This is a genomic window from Thermus scotoductus DSM 8553 (genome assembly GCF_000381045.1).
GTDB lineage: Bacteria > Deinococcota > Deinococci > Deinococcales > Thermaceae > Thermus > Thermus scotoductus.
In genome coordinates this window covers 62,164-80,724 of sequence record NZ_KB905735.1, presented here as the reverse complement: position 1 = coordinate 80,724, position 18,561 = coordinate 62,164, and the positions used below count along the sequence as shown (strand labels likewise).

Annotated in this window: 16 protein-coding genes and 5 pseudogenes; 6 read left to right on the top strand and 15 right to left on the bottom strand. The window is 65.7% G+C overall.

Annotated features, from left to right (window positions below):
- Positions 1 to 223 (bottom strand): annotated as a pseudogene (locus tag F604_RS0104320) (transposase); the annotation flags it as partial.
- 146 nt (positions 224 to 369) lie between these two features.
- Between F604_RS0104320 and F604_RS0104315 the strand changes: the two are divergent.
- The 4 genes and pseudogenes from F604_RS0104315 to F604_RS0104300 all read left to right on the top strand — a co-directional run bounded on the left by F604_RS0104315 (position 370) and on the right by F604_RS0104300 (position 4,929).
- Positions 370 to 1,122, top strand: coding sequence for a LamB/YcsF family protein (locus tag F604_RS0104315; RefSeq protein ID WP_019550561.1), 753 nt, complete (start codon positions 370 to 372; stop codon positions 1,120 to 1,122).
- A gap of 119 nt (positions 1,123 to 1,241) precedes the next feature.
- Positions 1,242 to 1,793, top strand: a pseudogene (locus F604_RS11895) (MFS transporter); the annotation flags it as partial.
- Between the two features lie 46 nt (positions 1,794 to 1,839).
- Complete coding sequence (locus F604_RS0104305; protein ID WP_019550559.1) at positions 1,840 to 2,835, top strand: pyridoxal phosphate-dependent aminotransferase; 996 nt, start codon at positions 1,840 to 1,842, stop codon at positions 2,833 to 2,835.
- 180 nt (positions 2,836 to 3,015) lie between these two features.
- Complete coding sequence (locus F604_RS0104300; protein ID WP_019550558.1) at positions 3,016 to 4,929, top strand: cobyric acid synthase; 1,914 nt, start codon at positions 3,016 to 3,018, stop codon at positions 4,927 to 4,929.
- A gap of 366 nt (positions 4,930 to 5,295) precedes the next feature.
- On the opposite strand, the gene F604_RS0104295 is transcribed toward F604_RS0104300, so the two are convergent.
- The 13 genes and pseudogenes from F604_RS0104295 to hpaI form a co-directional block, all read right to left on the bottom strand.
- Entirely contained in the window at positions 5,296 to 5,718 is a 423-nt protein-coding gene (locus tag F604_RS0104295) for a thioesterase family protein (RefSeq protein WP_015716953.1), read from the bottom strand.
- A 2-nt stretch (positions 5,719 to 5,720) separates the two neighbouring features.
- Positions 5,721 to 7,058, bottom strand: coding sequence for a phenylacetate--CoA ligase family protein (locus F604_RS0104290; RefSeq protein ID WP_019550557.1), 1,338 nt, complete (start codon positions 7,056 to 7,058; stop codon positions 5,721 to 5,723).
- Complete coding sequence (gene paaI, locus F604_RS0104285; RefSeq protein ID WP_019550556.1) at positions 7,058 to 7,513, bottom strand: hydroxyphenylacetyl-CoA thioesterase PaaI; 456 nt, start codon at positions 7,511 to 7,513, stop codon at positions 7,058 to 7,060. Before paaI ends, F604_RS0104290 begins: the two co-directional genes overlap by 1 nt.
- A 3-nt stretch (positions 7,514 to 7,516) precedes the next feature.
- Complete coding sequence (locus tag F604_RS0104280) at positions 7,517 to 8,278, bottom strand: ABC transporter ATP-binding protein (RefSeq protein ID WP_019550555.1); 762 nt, start codon at positions 8,276 to 8,278, stop codon at positions 7,517 to 7,519.
- Positions 8,275 to 8,547: pseudogene (locus F604_RS11890) on the bottom strand (ABC transporter ATP-binding protein C-terminal domain-containing protein); the annotation flags it as partial. The gene F604_RS0104280 and the pseudogene F604_RS11890, both read right to left, overlap by 4 nt.
- Positions 8,548 to 8,593: 46 nt before the next feature.
- Positions 8,594 to 8,716: pseudogene (locus tag F604_RS13550) on the bottom strand (hypothetical protein); the annotation flags it as partial.
- A gap of 28 nt (positions 8,717 to 8,744) precedes the next feature.
- Positions 8,745 to 8,915, bottom strand: a pseudogene (locus F604_RS13545) (ABC transporter substrate-binding protein); the annotation flags it as partial.
- Positions 8,915 to 9,721, bottom strand: coding sequence for a 3,4-dihydroxyphenylacetate 2,3-dioxygenase (gene hpaD / locus F604_RS11885; RefSeq protein ID WP_019550552.1), 807 nt, complete (start codon positions 9,719 to 9,721; stop codon positions 8,915 to 8,917). The gene hpaD and the pseudogene F604_RS13545, both read right to left, overlap by 1 nt.
- A complete protein-coding gene (gene hpaC / locus F604_RS0104265; protein WP_026328963.1) occupies positions 9,709 to 10,158 on the bottom strand; it encodes a 4-hydroxyphenylacetate 3-monooxygenase reductase subunit in 450 nt (149 codons plus the stop codon). The genes hpaD and hpaC overlap by 13 nt, the downstream gene beginning before the upstream one ends.
- Positions 10,159 to 10,208: 50 nt before the next feature.
- Positions 10,209 to 11,660 carry a 4-hydroxyphenylacetate 3-monooxygenase, oxygenase component gene (gene hpaB / locus F604_RS0104260; RefSeq protein WP_019550550.1) on the bottom strand — a complete coding sequence of 484 codons (1,452 nt, stop codon included), beginning with the start codon at positions 11,658 to 11,660 and terminating at the stop codon, positions 10,209 to 10,211.
- 4 nt (positions 11,661 to 11,664) lie between these two features.
- Complete coding sequence (gene hpaE / locus F604_RS0104255; RefSeq protein WP_019550549.1) at positions 11,665 to 13,215, bottom strand: 5-carboxymethyl-2-hydroxymuconate semialdehyde dehydrogenase; 1,551 nt, start codon at positions 13,213 to 13,215, stop codon at positions 11,665 to 11,667.
- Positions 13,212 to 13,982 carry a fumarylacetoacetate hydrolase family protein gene (locus tag F604_RS0104250; protein ID WP_019550548.1) on the bottom strand — a complete coding sequence of 257 codons (771 nt, stop codon included), beginning with the start codon at positions 13,980 to 13,982 and terminating at the stop codon, positions 13,212 to 13,214. Before F604_RS0104250 ends, hpaE begins: the two co-directional genes overlap by 4 nt.
- Positions 13,979 to 14,869, bottom strand: a complete 891-nt coding sequence (gene hpaI, locus F604_RS0104245) for a 2,4-dihydroxyhept-2-ene-1,7-dioic acid aldolase (protein ID WP_019550547.1) — start codon at positions 14,867 to 14,869, stop codon at positions 13,979 to 13,981. The genes F604_RS0104250 and hpaI overlap by 4 nt, the downstream gene beginning before the upstream one ends.
- Positions 14,870 to 15,019: 150 nt before the next feature.
- On the opposite strand from hpaI, the gene F604_RS0104235 reads away from it, so the two are divergent.
- The gene (locus F604_RS0104235) at positions 15,020 to 16,390 is read left to right on the top strand and encodes a PucR family transcriptional regulator (RefSeq protein WP_038044530.1); all 1,371 of its coding nucleotides are present in this window, start codon (positions 15,020 to 15,022) and stop codon (positions 16,388 to 16,390) included.
- A 9-nt stretch (positions 16,391 to 16,399) separates the two neighbouring features.
- Complete coding sequence (locus F604_RS0104230; protein WP_019550544.1) at positions 16,400 to 16,831, top strand: hypothetical protein; 432 nt, start codon at positions 16,400 to 16,402, stop codon at positions 16,829 to 16,831.
- A gap of 118 nt (positions 16,832 to 16,949) precedes the next feature.
- Here the strand turns inward: F604_RS0104230 and serA are convergent, their stop codons facing one another.
- The gene (gene serA / locus F604_RS0104225) at positions 16,950 to 18,515 is read right to left on the bottom strand and encodes a phosphoglycerate dehydrogenase (RefSeq protein WP_019550543.1); all 1,566 of its coding nucleotides are present in this window, start codon (positions 18,513 to 18,515) and stop codon (positions 16,950 to 16,952) included.
- Positions 18,516 to 18,561: the final 46 nt, after the last annotated feature.

Sequence of the window (18,561 nt, the reverse complement as noted above, 5' to 3'; positions counted from 1 at the left end):
TAGCGGCCAGGTAGCCCTTGGCCAGGTCCTGGCCCTGCAGCAGGAGAAAGATGGCCAGGGCCAGGAGTTCAGCCAAGGTGGCTTTCTGGTGCCTTTGCTTTCTGGGGAGCTTGAACCCTTGGGCCTGAAGGGCCTTGAGCTCGTCGTCCACCCAGATGTAGATGGCCACGAGGAGGGTTTCTGCGTCAAGATAGTAGAGGGGGTGCTCTCGGTTTGGAAGCATAGCACCCCCTCTTTTTTCACATCCCAGGGGTTGGGGTCAAGTAGCACACGAAGGCATGGGGGGTAGGTAGTACGGACTTAGGGGCACAAGCTACCAAGTTAGGTGTGGAGGACGGGACGTTAAGCTTTCCATGTAAGGGGGTAATTATGTTCGTAGATCTGAACGTCGACGCTGGGGAATCCTATGGGACCTTTACCTACGGTCACGATCGGGAAATCTTTCCCCTGGTGACCTCGGTGAACCTGGCCTGCGGCTTTCATGGGGGAAGTCCCACCCGCATAAGGGAGGCGGTGGCCCTAGCCAAGGCCCATGGAGTGGCGGTGGGAGCCCACCCGGGCTTCCCCGACCTGGTGGGCTTTGGTCGCAGGGATATGGCCCTGAGCCCCGAGGAAGTCTATGCGGACGTCCTCTACCAGATAGGAGCCCTCTACGCCTTCCTGAAAACGGAAGGGCTAAGCCTTCACCACGTGAAGCCCCACGGGGCCCTCTACCTCAGAGCCTGCCGCGACCGGGAAACCGCCCGGGCCATCGCCGAGGCGGTGAAGGCCTTTGACCCCGAAGTGCCCTTGGTGGTGCTTCCCGGCACGGTGTACGAGGAGGAGGCCCGGAGGACAGGGCTAAGGGTGGTCCTCGAGGCCTTTCCCGAACGGGCGTATCTGAGAAACGGCCAGCTGGCCCCCCGCTCCCTCCCGGGAAGCTGGATCAGCGATCCCAAGGAGGCAGCCAGGCGGGCCCTCAGGATGGTTCTAGAAAGAAAAGTCGAGGCCCTGGATGGCGGGGAGGTGGAGGTCAAGGCGGAAACCCTTTGCATCCACGGGGACAACCCCAACGCCCCCGAGGTGGCACTGGCGGTGCGCAGGGCGCTGGAGGAAGCAGGGATAGAGGTGAAACCCTTCTAAAAGGCAGTCGGCTCAGCGCCAGACCCCTTTTCACCAAAAGGGTGTAGACTTCCCTCACGGCCCTCTTCTTAAGTCCGCTAATCCTGAAGACCATTCCAGTTTAAAGCCTTAAACCTCAGGCCCTCGCGGCCACCTCCTTGTACTTCCTCCACACCCTGGGCACCACCGTGGCCTTGGCCTTCCACCTGGGGGCAGAGGGGTTCTCCCCCAGCGCCATCGGCACCCTTCTCCTCCTCAACCCCTTGCAACTGCTCCTCCTGGGAGCCTGGGCTGGCCGCACCGCGGACCGCCTGGGGTACAACCGCATGGCCCTCCTCGGGGCCTACCTCCTGGTGGCCGCGGGCGTGGGCTTCGCCCTCTTGCCCCTTTGGCATCCCCTCTGGGGCTCGGCCTTGGGGCTCCTCCTCCTGGGGATAGGGCGGGCCCTTTTTCAAGCGGCCAACAACGCCCTGGTGCTTTCCCTGGCGCCTGGGGGCCTCGAGGGGCTGGCCTCGGGTGCCCTGTCCGTGGCCCGGGCCCTGGGCCAAGCCCTGGGAAGCGCCCTGGCCGGGGGTTCCCTGGCCTTCTTCTACGCCGTCCTTCCCAACCACCGCCTGGCCTTCGCCGCCACCCTCTTGCTCCTCACAGGCCTCATGGGCCTCTCCGCCTGGCTGGTGCGGGCCAGGGGTTAGGGCCAGGCCACACTCCGGAGGAGCGAGAAGGGCATAGCATGTAGCCATGCTGGACGATGCGCTGAGGCCCATCCACGGCGGGCCCGATGGGGGTCCTGAGCCCCTCTACGACTTCTCCACCAACGCCAACGCCCTGGGGCCCAACCCCGTGATCCTGGAGTACCTCAGGCAGGCCGATCCAAGCCGCTACCCAGACCCCCTCTACCATAGAACCCACCGCCTCCTGGCCGAGGCCCACGGGGTTCCGGAAAGCCATGTGGCCGTGGGCACAGGCACCAGCGAACTTATCCACCGCCTGGCCCGCTGGAACCACCTCAGGGGCCCCATCCTCCTCCTTAAGCCCACCTTCAGCGAGTACGCCAGGGCTGCGCGGGCCCTGGATCTGCCCCTTTTTGAGGCGGGAAGCCCGGAGGAGTTCCTGAGGCTTCTACCCCGAAGCTCCTTGGCCTTCCTCTGCGTGCCCAACAACCCCACGGGGGAGGTGTACCCCTTCCTGGAGGAGGCCGCACAACGGGCCGGGGAGGCCTTGGTGTTGGATTTGGCCTATTACCCTCTTATGGAAAAGCCCTTTCCCCTGCCCCAAGGAGCTTGGCGCCTGTACAGCCCCAACAAGGCTCATGGCCTCACTGGGATACGGGCCGGGTACCTTTTGGCCCCCATGGACCTCACTTCCTTCCGCCATCTGGCTCCTTCCTGGCCGGTTTCCGTCTACGGGGAGGCCCTCCTCTTAGGCCACCTGGACCCAGAGGCCCAGGGGTGGTTGGAGGAGAGCAAAAGGGAACTCATCCGCCTGCGCCGTCTCCTGGCCCAGGGCCTACGGGAGCTAGGCCTACCGGTGCGGGAAAGCCCGGCCAACTTCCTCCTGGTGCGGGTGGGGCAGCAGGCCACGGAGGTGGCCAGGAGGCTAAGGGAAAGGGGCATACGGGTAAGGGACGCCACCAGCTTTGGCCTGCCCGGGTGGCTAAGGCTTTCTGCCCAAAGAGAGGAGGCTATAGAGGCGCTCCTGGCAGCCCTCGCCGAGGCCCTGGCCGCGAGGATCTGATGGAGGACAGAACCCTGATGAGCGTGGAAAAGGGGTGGCTTAAAACATGGCCCTGGTTCCCCTCGCCTAGGGCACCTCGGCCCACTGGGCCAAGCCTGAAGGCCCAGAACGGCTGGGAGGGAACAGCGAAGGCTTGCACGTTGGCCAAGACCTCCTTCGCACCGGTTCTGGAGGTTCAGGGTGAAGGCTAAGGCGCTCATCATCTGGGGGACGGGAAGCGGGGTGGGAAAAAGCCTTATCACCGCTGGGCTCCTCAGGCACTTCCGGCGCCTGGGCCTCCGGGCAGCTCCCTTTAAGGCCCAGAACATGTCCAACCACTCCCGGGTGGTGGCGGGCGGGGAGATGGCCAGCGCCCAGTGGCTCCAGGCGGTGGCGGCAGGGACCGAACCCGATCCTCGCATGAATCCCATCCTCATCAAGCCCATGGGCCTCGAGGGAAGCCAGGTGGTGGTCCTGGGCCGGGTGGACCCCCTTCTTTCCCGGCTTTCGTGGAAGGAGCGTAGACCCCATCTGGAGGCTCCCGTACGGGAAGCCCTGGAGGCCTTGGGGAAGGAGTTCGACGTCCTGGTCCTCGAGGGGGCAGGAAGCCCGGTGGAGCGGAACCTTTGGCCGGACCTCCCCAACCTTCAGGTGGCGGAGTGGGCGGGGGCCCAGGCCCTCCTGGTGGCCGACGTGGACCAGGGAGGGTCCCTGGCCGCCCTCTACGGCACCTGGGCCCTGCTGGGGGAGCACCGCGAGAGGCTCCTTGGCTTCGTCCTCAACAAGTTCCGGGGGGACATCCGCTTGCTGGAACCAGCCTACCGCCTCCTGGAGGACTGGACGGGAATCCCGGTCCTAGGCACGCTGCCCATGCTTCCCCTGGAGTTGCCCGAGGAGGATGGATTCCGCCACCACCCGAGAAAGAGCCTGGGCCCAAAGGTGGCCATCCTCCGCTACCCCCATGCCTCCAACCTGGACGAGTTCTGGCCTCTTTCGGAACTCGCCCAGCCTGTGCACGCCCGTACCCCCGAGGAGGCCCAGGGAGCCGAGCTCCTAATCCTCCCGGGAAGCCGCCTGCCCGCCAAGGACCTGGCCTGGCTCCAGGGCTTCCTACCCCTCCTGCGGGCCCACCTCGAGGCGGGAAAACCTGTGCTGGCCATCTGCGGGGGAGCGGAGATGCTGGCCCAGGCCATCCTTGACGAGGAGGGGGTGGAGGTCAAGGGGGTTTTCCCAGGCCTAGGCCTCCTTCCCTTCCAGGTGCGGATGCTCAGGGAGAAAACGGTACGCCCGGCCGGGGTGGTCTTCCGGGGGCTTTCCGGCTTCTGGGCCAGGTTGAACGGCCTGAGGGCCCAGGGTTACGAGATCCACCACGGCCAGGGGATCCCCTTGGTGCACCAGGAGGGGCCCCTTCTCGCCACCTGGCTTCACGGCCTTTTGGAAAATCCTGGGGTGCAGCGGGCCCTCTTCGGCCAAGAGGCCAAGGCCCTGGAGGCAGTCCTGGACCAGCTGGCCGACGCCTTAGAGGAGCACCTGGACCTCGCGCACCTCCACCGCCACCTAGGGCTTAGGCCAAACCCTTCCCCAGCGCCCAGGGGGAAAGAGGAATCCCTTGACCCCCCACCTCCCCCCGGCCTCATCCTCCTCCTGGGCGGGGCCAAAAGCGGGAAGAGCCGCCACGCCCAAAGGCTTGCCGGCCCCTGGGCCACCCTCATCGCCACCGCGGAGGCCCGGGATGGGGAGATGGCGGAGAGGATCGCCTGCCACCGGGCGGAACGTCCCCCCACCTGGGAAACCCTGGAAGAACCCTTAGACCTGGTGGAAGCCCTTAAGAGGGCCCGTTACCCCACGGTGGTGGTGGACTGCGTCACCCTTTGGGTTTCCAACCTTCTGGAGAGGGACCGCGATCCTCTCGCGGAAGCCCGGCAGTTCCTGGAAGCGGTCTCCTCCAGCGGCAAGCGGGTCATCGCCATCTCCAACGAGGTGGGGATGGGGATCGTTCCCGCAAACCCCCTGGCCCGGCGCTACCGGGACCTCTTGGGAGAGGTGAACGCCCTGCTGGCGAAGGCAGCCCAGGAGGTCTACCTGCTTATTGCGGGCAGACCCCTGAAGCTTTAGAGAAAAGAGGGGGTGTGGGGGAGCTATAATCCCCCGGTTTCCAAGATAGCCCTCAAGATACGCTAACGCGTGACACAGGCTGACCAAACCGGGGATACATGGGTCAGCGGTCACGCGGTCACGCGCAGCGTACCTTGCAGCGTACCTTGCAGCTACATGCGACCGAAGGGAGCTTAGCTCCCCCACGTCCACCACAGGTGGGCACGGATTGGGTACAATGTTCTTGGGGGCAAAGTTCCCCGTGGACCTTGAAACTTGGAGTAGGGGGTTCCATCGGGTAGTCCGATGGGTAAAACTCCAAACGGACACCCGTGGCAGAGCCGGAAGCATTGCGCTCGCCTGCCGATTTGGACCAGATCTAGGCAGCTAGACCCTTCCCCTAGCCTCCCACCTCTCCCGCAGCCGGGCGAAGAGGGCCTCCACCTTCTCCTTGGGGAGGATCACCTGTTCCGTGCGCCCCCGGCCAATCAGGTCCCCAAGCTCGTTGTAGGCCTCCATGCTGGCGTAGACCCGGTTTCCCTCGGTCCTTTCGTGCCGGGCCACGATCCTGACCCGCATCCCCGGGAGCGCCGAGGCCAGGTGGCGCACCTCTACGTAGCTGCCGATTCCCTCCTCCCCCTCCTCCAGGAAGGGGAGAATGATCTTGCGTCCGGCCAGCTCCATGTGCTTGGCCATCCAGTAGGTGGCGTAAACGGGATGGACTGGGCCGAGCTCCTCAAAGTCCACGGTCATCTCGGGGGTGACCACGGTCTCAAAAACCGCCTGGAAGCCAGGGGGAATGGGACGCATGGCTACTTCTTGCGCAGGTCCAGAACCCGCCTCAGCTTCCCCCCCTCGCTCCTCGGGGCCTCCCCCGGGGCCAGGAGGGTCACCTTCATGCTCACCCCGATGCTGTCCTTGATCTTGTGGGCCACCTTCTCCCTCAGGGCGTGGAGGCGGTGGTCCGCCTCGATGACCTCATCGGAAAGGGCTTTGCGCCCGATCTCCTGGAAGAAGGCTTCGGAAACCTCCACCTTGAGCTCGGCCTCGTCCAGGGTACCCTCCCGCCGCACCACGATCTGGTAGTAGGGCTCCACCTCGGGGATACCCGAAAGCACCGCCTCCACCTGCGTGGGGTACACGTTGACCCCGCGGATGATGAGCATGTCGTCGGTGCGGCCCAGGATGGGACCCATGCGCACATGGGTGCGGCCGCAGGAACAGGACTCGTAGGTGAGGAAGGTGAGGTCCCCCGTCCAGTAGCGCAAGAGGGGCATGGCCTCCTTGGTGAGGGTGGTGAAGACCAAAACCCCCACCTGGCCCTCAGGAAGGGGCTCGCCGCTATCCGGGTCCACCACCTCGGGCAGGAAGTGGTCCTCCCAGATGTGGCTCCCCTGGCGTTCTTCCACGCACTCGTTGGCAACCCCGGGACCGATGATCTCGGAAAGCCCGTAGATGTTGGTGCTCCTCACCCCAAGCCCCTCGTCCACCTGCTTCCGGATAGTCTCGGTCCAGGGCTCAGCGCCCAGCACGGCGTATTCCAGGGAGAGCTCCTCCGGGGAGACCCCCCGCTTCCGGAACTCCTCCGCCAGGGTCTGGGCGTAGGAGGGGGTGCAGGAGATCACCTCCGGGCGGAAGTCCTGAATGAGCATGAGTTGCCGCTCCGTCATCCCACCGGACACCGGCACCACCGTCATCCCCAGGGCCTCGGCTCCCCCATGGAGGCCCAGTCCTCCGGTAAAGAGGCCGTAGCCGTAGGCATTGTGGAGCATCATCCCGGGTTTGGCCCCGGCTGCCGCCAGGGAGCGGGCCACCACCTCCGCAAAGACCTGGAGGTCGTTTTTGGTGTATCCCACCACGGTGGGCTTGCCGGTGGTGCCGCTGCTGGCGTGGATGCGCGCCAGCCTTTCCCGGGGCACGGCAAAGAGGCCAAAGGGGTAGTTTTCCCTAAGGTGGTCCTTTTTGGTAAAGGGGAGCTTAGGGAGGTCCTCGAGGGTCCGCACTCCCTTCGGGTCCACCCCTGCCTCGTCCAGAAGCCGTCGGTAGAAGGGCACCCTCTCGTACACGTAGGCCACGATGTTGCTAAGCCTTTCCTCCTGCAAAGCCCTCAGCTTTTCCCTGGACAGGGTTTCCAATTCCGGTTGGTACATCATCCCTCCTCCTTGCGCCAAGCGTTCTGTCCGGAAGATAGCCCTTCCCCTGCACCGGGAAAGGCATCTCCTCCCAGGCGAAACACCGTTCCCGTGAATAAGGCCACCAGTTTCCCCTCGGACACCACCTCCACCCGGTAGGTGGCGGTACGCCGGGAGAGGTTGACCTCCTGGGCCCTCGCCTCCACCCGCGCCCCGGCGGAAAGGGGACGGAAGTAATCCATGCGGCAGGATAGGGCCACGGCGGGCCCCCGGGAGTTGGAGGCCAGGGCGAAGGCGCTATCGGCGAGGGCATAGAGAAATCCTCCATGGACGGTGCCGTGGAGGTTCAGGTGCTCCTCCCCCACCACGCCCGCCACCACCGCCTCCCCCGGGGCCAGGTGCTGAATCTGAAGGCCCAAGGTCCGCATGAAGGCATCCTCCAGGTGTTCGCCCTGGGAAGCAGCCTGCCCCATTCCCTACCCCTCCTCCAGGTGCTCGCTTGGCGCAACCGCCACGTCCGGCTCCCGGGAAAGCCCCAGGTACGCCTCCACCACCCGGGGATCCTGCCTCAGGGCCTCGGCGGGCCCCTCGAGGACCATCTCCCCCGCCTCCAGCACCAGCCCGCGATCGGCCAAGGCCAAGGCCACCTTGGCGTTTTGCTCCACCACCAGGAGGGTGGTCCCCTGGCCCTTAAGCTCCCTCAGGATGCGGTAGATCTCCTGCACCATCAGGGGAGCCAGGCCCAGGGAGGGCTCGTCCAGAAGGAGAAGTCGGGGCCCGGCCATAAGGGCGCGCCCGATGGCCAGCATCTGCTGCTCCCCACCGGAAAGGGTGCCGGCGGGCTGCTTCCTCCTTTCCAAAAGCCTGGGGAAAAGGGTGTAGACCCTTTCCAGGTCCGGCCTCAGGTTCTCCCTGCGGCGAAAACGGGTAAAGCCTCCCAGGAGGAGGTTGTCCTCCACGGAAAGCCCGGGGAAGAGGGCCCGGCCCTCCGGCACTAGCACCAGACCCCGGGAAAGAAGGGCCTCCGGGCTTCGCCCCCGCACCTCCGCCCCGTCCAGGAAGACCTTCCCCTCCGCCTGGGCCAAGCCCAAGAGCCCCCTCAGGACGCTGGTCTTCCCCGCTCCGTTGGGGCCGATGAGGGTAAGGGCCTCCCCCTCCTTTAGGGAGAAACTCACCTCCCGCACCGCCTCGAGGGGCCCGTAGCGCACGGTGAGACCCTGAACGGAAAGGAGACTCATGCCACCTCCTCCTCTCCCAGGTAGGCCGCCCGCACCAAGGGGTTCCTCTGGACCTCCTTGGGCGTGCCCTCGGCGATCTTCTCCCCGTAGTTCATCACCACCACCCGGTCTGCCAGGCCCATGATGAGGTCCATGTCATGGTCCACGATGAGCACCGTGTAGCCCTCCCTGGCCAGGGAGCGGAGGAGGGAGGCAAGCTCCCGCTTCTCCTGGGCCCTGAGCCCCGCGGCGGGCTCGTCCAGGAGGAGCACCTCGGCCCAGGAGCAAAGCCAAAAGAAGGGCGGAAAGGAGCCCGGCCCCAAGCCCAAGCCAAGGGGAAAGCCCAGCCTTGACCGTGAGGAGGGCGGTGGCGTAGGCCCCCATGCCCATGAAGGCCGCCTGGGCGAAGCTGGTCATCCCCGCTAGACCCGTGAGCACGTAGAGGGAGAGGGCCACCATGGCGGAGAGGGCGAAGAAGTTCAGGAGGGCGGTTGTAGCGCTCGCTGGCCACCACCTGCAGGCCCTTGGCCTTGGCCTCCGCCTCGAAGAAGCGGGCCCAGCCCTCCCCGTAGGCGTCGTTAAAGCCGATGTAGGCCACGGTCTTGACCCCCCTGGCCACCATGTCCGCCACGATGGCCCGGGCCATGAGCTCCTCCGTCAGCGCACCGGGGGCAGGTCGGGGTCCACGGTGAGGTAGTCGGAGGTGTAAAGCTCGATGCGGTGCCCGTCCGGGTCCTTGAGATAGAGGAACATGGCGTTGGAGATCCCGTGCCGCCCGGGCCCCCTTTCGATCTGGTTCGTCCTGCGGGCTCCCGCCAGGATGTCCGCCGCCTTCAGGATGGCCATGGGGTCGGGAAGCCAGTAGGCGAAGTGGTGGAGCCTCGGGCCCTCTCCATTGGTGAAGGCCACGTCGTGGACGTTCCCCTTGCGGTGGAGCCAGCTGGCCCAAAGCCTCCCCTCCTCGTCCTCCGTGTACTCGGTGAGGCGGAAGCCCAGCCTCTCCTGGTAATAGCGGGTGGCCCGCTCCACCTCGGGGGAGAAGAGGTTCAGGTGGTCGATGCGTAGAATCCCCGGCCCCCGGTAGAGGTGGTACTCCTGCAACATGCGGGGAAGCTTCTCGGCCCCCGCGTAGAACACCAGGGGATAGCCGAAGGGGTCCTGAACGCGGAGCATCCTGGGCCTACCCCAGTCCGTTTCCAACCGGTGGGGAAGCCCTTCCTGTTCCACCCAGGCCTGGGCCTCTTCCATCCCCCTCTCGTCCACCTTGAAGCCCAGGCTGCGCACGGCGGGGAAGTCCCCCTGGGTGAGCTTCAGGCTCCACTCCAGCTCCTCGTAGCCCCGGAGGTAGGCGCTCTTCCCCTCCTTGCGCTCCAGGCGGAAGCCCAAAAGCCCCTCGTAGAACTCCAGGCTTTTCTCCAGGTCCCTCACCCAAAGCTCTATGAACCCCACCCTCACGATGGCCATACCAACCTCCTGTATCCCCGGCCGAAGTACACCAAGGGAAGGCCCGGCTCCCCCAGCTCCACCGCCTCCACCCGGCCCACCACAAGCCGGTGGTCCCCACCGGGGTAAACCGCCTCCAAGCGGCAGCGCAAGACCGCCAAGGCCCCTTCCACCCTGCCGTCCACCAACCCCACCCCTTCCTGGGGTTTGCCGGCAAAGTGCTGGGAGACCGCCTCCTGCCCTTCCCTCAGAACGCTAACGGTGAAGGCCCGGGAGGCCTCCAGAAGGGGCAAAAGCCTCGCCTTCTCGTGGATGCCCAGGGCCACCAGGGGAGGCTCGAGGCTCAAGGACATGAAGGCGGTGGCGGTCATGCCCCGCTCCTCCTCCCCCAGCCGGGCGGACACCACGGTCACCCCGGCGGCAAACCGGCTTAGGGCCTCCTTAAAGGCCTCCCTCAAGGCCTCGTCCGGCTTGGGCAAACCCGCAGGCCCCTCGGGAAAGGCACCCGTCACGCCTCCACCTCCGCAAACACGGAAAGCGCCCTCTTCAGGTAGGCGCGGATCCGCTCCTTGTAGGGCTTTTTATCGTAGACGCTAAAGAGGGTCTGGTACATGCGCACCGGATCCCCGAAGAAGAAACGCTCGTAAAGCTCCTGCCGGGCTCCGAATCCCGAAAGGGTCATGTCCCAGGCCAGGCGGAAGAGGGCCACCCGCTCCTTGGCCTCGAGGGTAGCCCCCTGCAGATACTTCTCCAGCAAGGGGGCCAGGGGCCCCTTAAAGTCCCGCTCCGAGGGCAGGGTGATCAGGCCGCTGGCTCCGATCTGCTCCAGGATCTCCCTAAGCCGGGGATACAGCCTGGGGTACAGGTTCCTCGCCCCGTCCAAGGCCCCCCGGTCGGGTACCAGCAGGCCAAAGACATTCTCCTTGGCCTCCTCCTCGGCCCGGGTCCAGAAGGCCCGCATGGCCTCCAGGTAGACGATGATCTCGGCGATCTTCTCCTGTACGTGGCTGTAGGCGTCGGCCCCGATCCCCTCGGCCATCAAGGCCGCCACCCCCAGGAAGGCCTCGGTCTTGGCGGTCTTCAAGGCCACCACCTGGTGGGCCATGTGGTTCAAGGCCCCCGTGGCGGCATAGGCGTTGTTGCAGAGCTCCACGTTCCCCAAAATGAAGACCCGCTCCCAAGGGACCAATACATCGTCAAAGATCACCAGGCAGTCCATCTCCTCGAGGCGGCTGCTAAGGGGGTAGTCGAAGGGGCTATCCCCTCCCACCAAGGCCTCGCGGCAGACGAAGTGAAGGCCCGGGGTGGAGGTGGGCAGGGCGAAGGCGATGGCGTACTTCTCGTTGCCCGGCCCCTCCTTAAGCAGGGTGGAAGGGAAGATGAGGACCTCGTCCGCCAGGGGGAAGGTGGCGGTCATGCGGGCTCCCCGCACCACGATCCCCTTATCTGTTTGCCGCACCACCCCCACGGGGATGTAGGGGTCGGGCTGGGCCGAGGGAGGCTTGGCCCGGTTCACCTGGGGGTTGGTGAGGGCGTGGGTGGTGGCCAGGTCGTGGTCGCGGAGGTAGCGGTAGTAGGCCCGCACGTTGTCGGCAAACTCCCCGAAGTACTCGGCGCTTTTGGCATAGGCCATGACCACGGCGTTCAGGTAGTCCGGGCTACGGCCCATCATCCCCAGGTTCTGGTCCGCCCAAAGCTTGTAGGCCTGGCCCCGCCGCTTCAGGTCCTCCTTGGTCTTGGGGATGAGGAAGCTCATCCCGTGCCGCTTCCCCTCCTCCTCGTAGGTGAGAGCCTCCCGGTACCGGGGGTCGTGCTGCAGGTCATAGAGGGCTGCCATGGTGCGCACGATCCCCCGGAAGACGGGATGGGTGGTGGGGTCCTCCACCTTTTCCCCCTTGTACCAGAGGTTGGGGGGGCGCTCCTTCAAAGCTTCCAGATACTCCGCTCCTGTTCTCGCCATCCTCTCACCTCTTTCCGAACTTGGGCACGTGGGGGGGCCTTAGGGGAAGCCCCACGGCCTTGAGGTCGGTGTAAAACTCAAGGGCATAAAGGCCACCCTCCCGCCGCTCCCCGCTGGCCTTCACCCCGCCAAAGGGGGTGGGCAGGTGGCGCACGTTGTGGCTGTTCAGGTAGACGAGGCCCGCCTCTAGCTCCAGGGCCAGGCGATGGGCCCTTTCCAAGTCCCGGGTGAACACGTAGGCCGCAAGGCCATACCGGGTGTCGTTGGCCTTCCTAAGGGCTTCCTCCTCGTCCTTGAAAGGAATGGCCACCAAGACGGGCCCGAAGATCTCCTCCTGGGCGATTTTCATGTGGTTTTCCCCCACGAAGAGGGTGGGCTCCAGGTAGTTCCCCTGGGAAAGATCCTCCCCGCGGAAGGAGGTGGTGGCCCTCCTTCCGCCCACGAGAAGCCTTGCCCCCTCCTTAAGGCCCGCCTCCACATACCCCAAAACCCTCTCCAGGTGCTCGGGGTGGATGAGGGGGCCCACTTCGGTCTCGGGGTCCAGGGGATGGCCCACCCGGATGGCCCGCGCCCTTTCGGCTACCCTCTCCACAAAGGTTTCAAAGATGGACTCCTCCACCAGGAGGCGGGAGCTCGCTGTGCACCGCTCCCCGTTGAAGGAGTAGATCTGGAAGACCACCGCATCCAAAGCCCTTTCCAAATCGGCGTCAGCAAAGACCAAGGCCGGGCTTTTCCCGCCAAGCTCCAGGGAGAGCCGCTTAAGGTGGCGGGCGGCGTTTTGCATGACGATCCTCCCGGTTTCCGTCTCCCCGGTGAGGGTGATGAGGGGAACGAGGGGATGGGCCACCAGGGCAGCCCCTGCCTCCTCGCCGTAGCCCTGGATCAGGTTGAAGACCCCAGGGGGAAGGTCCGCCTCCTGCACGATCTCCGCCAGCTTGCTGGCGGTTAAGGGGCTCCACTCCGCGGGCTTCAGGACCACCGTGTCCCCAAAGGCGAGGGCCGGGGCGATGCGCCAGGTGGAAAGCATCAGGGGAGCGTTCCAGGGAGTGATGATGCCCACCGGCCCAGCCGGGACCCTCAGGCTGTAGTAAAGCCAGTCCCGGTCCACGGGGAAGGTGCGGTCCTCCATGGCGTGCTCGGCGTACTCGGCGTAGAAGGCGAAGTTCTCCGCAGAGCGGGCCACCTGGGCCTTGACAATCCGCAGCACCTGCCCAGCATCCAAGGCCTCCACCACCGCCAGCTCATCCGCATGCTTTTCCAAAAGCTCGGCGATCCTCAGGAGGTAGCGCTTCCTCTCCCGGGCCGGGGTGCGGCTCCACCGCTGGAAGGCCTCGTGGGCCGCCTTGGCCGCCCGGTCCACTTCCCTTTCCCCACCCCGGGCCGCATGGGAGAGCACCTCGTTGGTGGAAGGATCCAAGGTGGGGAAGACCTCCCCGCTTTCCGAGGGGCGGAACTCCCCGCCGATGAAGTGGAGGGCCGTCCACCCCTTTAGGGCGTTTCGAATGGCCTCGATCCTTTCCCAGGGAATCCCTGCCACCTGGTCCGGGTACCTCATGCCTCCTCCTCTATGGGGTTTTCCAAAGCGCCAAGCCCTTGGATCTCCAGCCGCATCACATCCCCGGGAAGCACCCGGCTTATGCCCTTGGGCGTCCCGGTGAGGATGACGTCGTAGGGCTCCAGGGTCATGAACTCGGATATGTACTCCAAAAGCTCCGCCACGCTGTAGAGCATCCTCGAGGTGTGCCCTTCCTGACGAAGCTCCCCGTTCACATAGGCCCTCAGGGTAAGGTTCTGGGGATCCTCCACCTCCCCCACCACCAGAAAGGGTCCAAGGGGGCCAAAGGTATCCCGTCCCTTGGCCCGGATGGGGGGACGGAAGGTGTTGGAAACGTAGTCCCGCACCACCAGGTCGTTGGCGATGGTGTATCCCAGGACGTAGTCCAAGGCCTCCTTGGCCTTCACCCTGCGCATGGGCCGGCCCACCACCACCGCCAGCTCCACCTCGTAATGCATGTACTCCGCCCCTTTTGGGTAACGCACCACGCCCTTATGGGGAAGGAGGCTATTGTTCGGCTTCCAAAAAAGCGCGGGCTCCGCAATACCTGTTTGCCCTTCGGGCAAAGCACCGGGACGGGAAAGGCCCAGCTCCTCGGCATGGTCCGCATAATTCAGGGCCACCCCGATCACCTTGCCGGGGGTGAAGGGAAGGAGCCAGGTGACCCCCTCGGGATCATGGGCCTCCCCAGCTTCGTCCAGGAGGACGCCTTCCCTATACACCCCGTGATGGAGCCTTCCCTTAGCCAGGAAACGGCAGAGCTTCATCCCTCACCCTCCAAAAGCCCGTAGCGCCGGGCCATGGCCCTAAGCCTTTCCTCCACCTCGGGGGTGGTGGGACCCAAGGGGAGGCGCCACTCCTTCTCCAAAAGGCCCATCCAGGAGAGCACCGTCTTCAGGGGAATGGGATTCGTGTCCCAGAAGATGGCCTCGTTGGCCTCGAGGAGGTGGTAATGAAGCTCCCTGGCCCCCCGGAAATCCCCCGCCAGGGCCAGCTCCGTGAGCCTCGCCACCTCTTTGGGGAGCCAGTTGGCGGTGGCGGCGATGGTCCCCACCGCTCCCAGGCTCATCATGGGCAGGGTGAGGCTTTCCAAGCCGCAGAACACCAGGAAGTCCTGGCCCACCTCCTGGAAGAGCTGGGAGAGGTACTCCAGGTCCTTGGAGGAATGCTTGAGCCCCACGATGTTGGGAAAGTCCCGCCTGAGGCGGGCCACGGTCTTCGGGGCGATCTCCACCCCTGCCCGGCCCGGGATGTTGTAGATGAGGATGGGAAAGTCGGGCACCGCCTGGGCCACCTCGGCGAAGTAGCGGTAAAGTCCCTCCTGGTTGGGTTTAACGTAGTAGGGGACGATGACCATGGCTCCCTGGGCCCCTGCTTCCCTGGCGAAGCGGGTGAGCTCGAGGGTTTCCTCAAGCCTGAGGGCCCCGGTGCCGGGGATGACGGGAACCCGGCCCGCCGCCTGCTCCAGGGCGATCTCGATCACCCGCTTTCGCTCCTCCAGGGTCTGGGTGCCGGGCTCGCCCGTGGTGCCCCCCACGCTAAGACCATGGGAGCCCCCTTGGATTACCCGCTCCACCAAACCCCGTAGGGCTTCCTCGTCGATCCGGCCTCGCCGAAAGGGTGTGGGTAAGGGAGGAATGGACCCGCGGAACATGCTGCTCCTTTCGCCCCTTAGGATGGCCCTCCCGGCCCGGGAGGGCAACTGTAAGGAGCACAAGATTGCGCCCATATTTGTTCCTTGACACAAAATGACCCCCCTTGCACCCTGGTCGAGGAGGGTATATTGTGCAAACCAACAATACCCATGCCAGAGTTTAGCCAAACCTCCATTACCTTCCTCCATCTGGTCCAAGACCTGGGCCTCGAGGTCCTGGTCCCCTCCTATAGGCCCGTCCTCTACCTCCTGGAGGGGGCCAAGCCCCTCCTGCCCCTGGAGGGAGCCCTTCTCCTCACCCGCCCCGAGGGAAACCTCTGGCGCTACCGCACCGCTTCCGGCTTCCTCCTTCCGGCCCCGGACCCGGAACTCCTGGAGTATGCCCGGAAGGAGGGCCTGGGGGTAGCGGTCTACCCTCCTTGGCTGAAGCGGGAGGAACTGGCCAAGGCGGTGGCCCTGCGCCTCTTCCACCTGGGCTCGGGCCTGGGGATGGCCGGGCTTTTGGACCTCCTGTTGAAGCTTCCGGAAAGGCCCTTCCTGGAAGTCCTCTACCAGGCCACGGGCCTGGCCCTGGCCCGGGTAGCCCCCTGGGAAGAGGTGCTGGGATTTGCCGGCCCCGTGCCTCCCCAGCACCCCAAGGAGCCCGGGGAAGGCCGGGGATGGCTTTCCCTTGAGGCAGGGGAGGGTGTTCTGGTGGCCTACGGGGAGGAGGAGGGTCTACGGCAGGCCCGGGGCCTTCTGGAGGTGGCCGCCCGGCTCCTCCGGGTGCGGGCCCTGGAACGCTCCCTGGAAAGGATGCGGGAGGAATCCCTGGGCGGGGCGCTCCTGGAGGGCCTCATCCTGGGGGAGGCGGAACCCGACCGGCTCTTCGCCTTCGGCTTTACCGAGGGGGTGGAGTGGGTCCTGGCCCTGGTGGAACCCAAGGCGGTACCGGGCCGCCACCGGCTGGCGGAGGAGCAGAGGCGGGAGGCCACCCTGGAACTAAGGCGCCGGGCCGGCACCTTCCTGGACCGGCTGGGCGTGCCCTACCTCCTCACCACCCGGGGAAACCGCCTGGCGGCCATGTGGCAGGTGCACAACCCCAAGAAGGAGGCGCAAGACCTCCTTTCTGCCCTGCCCCCGGGAAGCCGGCTGGGGTATTCCGCGGTCCACGCCGCTGGCGATGAGGTGCAAAACGCCTACCGCGAGGCCCTCATCGCCCTCAAGGCGGCCCGGGCGGGGGAGGCCCTTTCCTTCAGCGGCCTGGATCCCGTGGCCTTTGTGCTTCTCCAGCAGTCCCCCGAGGACCTGAAGGCCCTGGTGGAACGCTACCTACCCCTGCCCCCGAAGCTCCTGAAGACCCTCGAGGTGTACATGGCCACAGGCAGCGTGGAGGAGGCGGCCTCTTCCCTCCACATCCACCCCAACACCCTGCGCTACCGCCTCAAGCGGATCGAAGCCGCCCTGGGCTCCCTGTCCCGACCCGAGGTCCTGGCCCAGGTCCACCTGGCCCTCAAGGCCCAAGACCTCCTGATGGGGTAAGATCCCTATATGCCAAAGCTCAGGGTGCTTCTCCTGGTCCTCCTGCTTTTGGGCGGCGTGGGCTTTGCCCAGACCCTCCTGGAGGCCACCGCCGTGGTGGCCTTGGCCTCCAGCCTGGACCCAGCGGTGCGCCTGCCGGCGGGAAGCTACAAGGCCAAAAAACCTGAACCCCTCCTCCTTCGCTTTCCCGAGGCCAAGGGGTATGCCCTCGAGGCCTTCGTGGCCAAAGGCATCGCCAGCAGGCTCCACGCTGCTTTCGTCCAGCAGGTGCTCACCAGCTTCGCCGCCGCAGGCTACTTCGTGGAGAGGCAGGAGGAGAAAACCATAGATGGGGAGGTGCGAAGCCTTTACCTCCTCAAGGACAGCCTGGGCCGGTCCGCCATCCTCCTGGTGGTGCGCAAGGGGGAGGAACTGGTCTACGGGTTCGGGAAAAAGCGTTAGCACCCCAAGCGTTAGTGCTTTGCTTCACGATTCAAGCTGCTCGTGCCTGTTGTCTCACCCAAACCCACCCCTTTAGCCAGGCCACAAAGCCGAAGGAAAAGCGTGCCCGTCTCCTGGGCTAAACCTCCGCCAGGTCCACCCGTTCCAGCACGGGGAGGGCCCTAAGGGCCTCCAGCACCTCCGGGCTTGGCTTCTCGTCCACGGTGAGAACAAAAAGGGCCCTTCCCCCCGGCACATCCCGGCCCAATTGCATCCCGGCGATGTTGACCCCGGCCTCGCCCAGGAGGGTTCCCACCTGGCCCACCACCCCCGGCCGGTCGTAGTTGACGCAGACCAGCATGTACCCCTCCGGCACCACCTCGAGGGCATAGTCGTCGATGCCCACCAGGCGGGGCTTACCCGCCATCACCACCCCGCGGGCCCGGCGCTCCTCCTGGTCGGTGGCAAGGCGCACCTCCAGAAGCCTGGTGTACTCCCCCGCCTCCTCCTGCCTGCGGGTGACGAGCCGGATGCCCCGGTCCTTAAGGAGGGGCCTGGCGGAAACCAGGTTCACCATCTCCTCCCCCAGCACCCGGGAGAGGAAGCCCTTGGCCACGGCACTGGCCACGGGCTCGGGGTCCTTTTCAAACCGGCCCAGGAAGCTTACCTCCAGCACCTCGGGCCGGCCCCGGGTGATCTGGGCAAGAAGCTTCCCCAACGCCTCCCCCAGGGGCAGGAATCCCCTCAGGGCCTCGAGGGCCTCGGGATCAAACCCGGTGTTCAGGGCATAGGAAAGATCCCCCTCCAGGGTGCGCACCACCCGCTCCAAAACCGCCTCCCCCACCCGGTCCTGGGCCTCAAAGGTGTTGGCCCCCAGGTGGGCGGTGAGGACCACCTTCGGGTGGTTAAGAAGCGGGTGGTCCTTGGGAGGAGGCTCCTGGGCAAACACGTCCAGACCCGCGGCGAACAGGTGGCCTTCCTCCAACACCTCCAACAGGGCCTTCTCGTCCACGATGCCCCCTCTGGCGGCGTTCACCACCACCGCCCCCCGGGGGAGGAGGTAGAGTTCCCTCCTCCCGATCATCCCCCAGGTTTCCTCGGTGAGGGGGGTGTGGACGGTGAGGAAGTGGCTCTGACGGAGGAGGTCGGAAAGGTCCTCCAGGAGCTCCACTCCCAGGCTCTCCGCCCGGGTCCGGGGGATGTAGGGGTCGTAGGCCAAGACCCGCATCTCAAACCCCTTGGCGAAGCGGGCCACCTGGCTTCCGATCCTCCCCAGGCCGACGATGCCCAGGGTTTTCCCCTTAAGCTCCAGGCCCAGGAACTTCCGGTCCCACTCCCCGGCGCGGATCTTGCGGTCGGAAAGGGCGATGCCCCGGGCCGCCGCCAAGAGAAGACCAAAGGCCAGCTCCGCCGCCGAGCGGGTGTTGGCCTCGGGAACGTTGACCACCAGGATGCCCAGGCGGCTTGCCGCCTCGAGGTCCACGTTGTCCACGCCTACCCCGCCCCGTCCCACCACCTTGAGCCGCTTGCCCCGCTTCAGTAGCTCAGCATCCACCTGGGTTCGGCTCCGGGTGATGAGGGCATCGTAGGCGGGGATGATCTCCAAAAGCTCCTCCCGCCCGATCCCCGGCCGGTAGTCCAAAAGCACCCCTGGGTACTTCACATCCCCAAGCCGCATCTCGTCGGAAACCAGGACCCGCCACATATACCCTTGACCCTAGCAGAAAGCCCCTCTTCCAGCAACAAGCCCG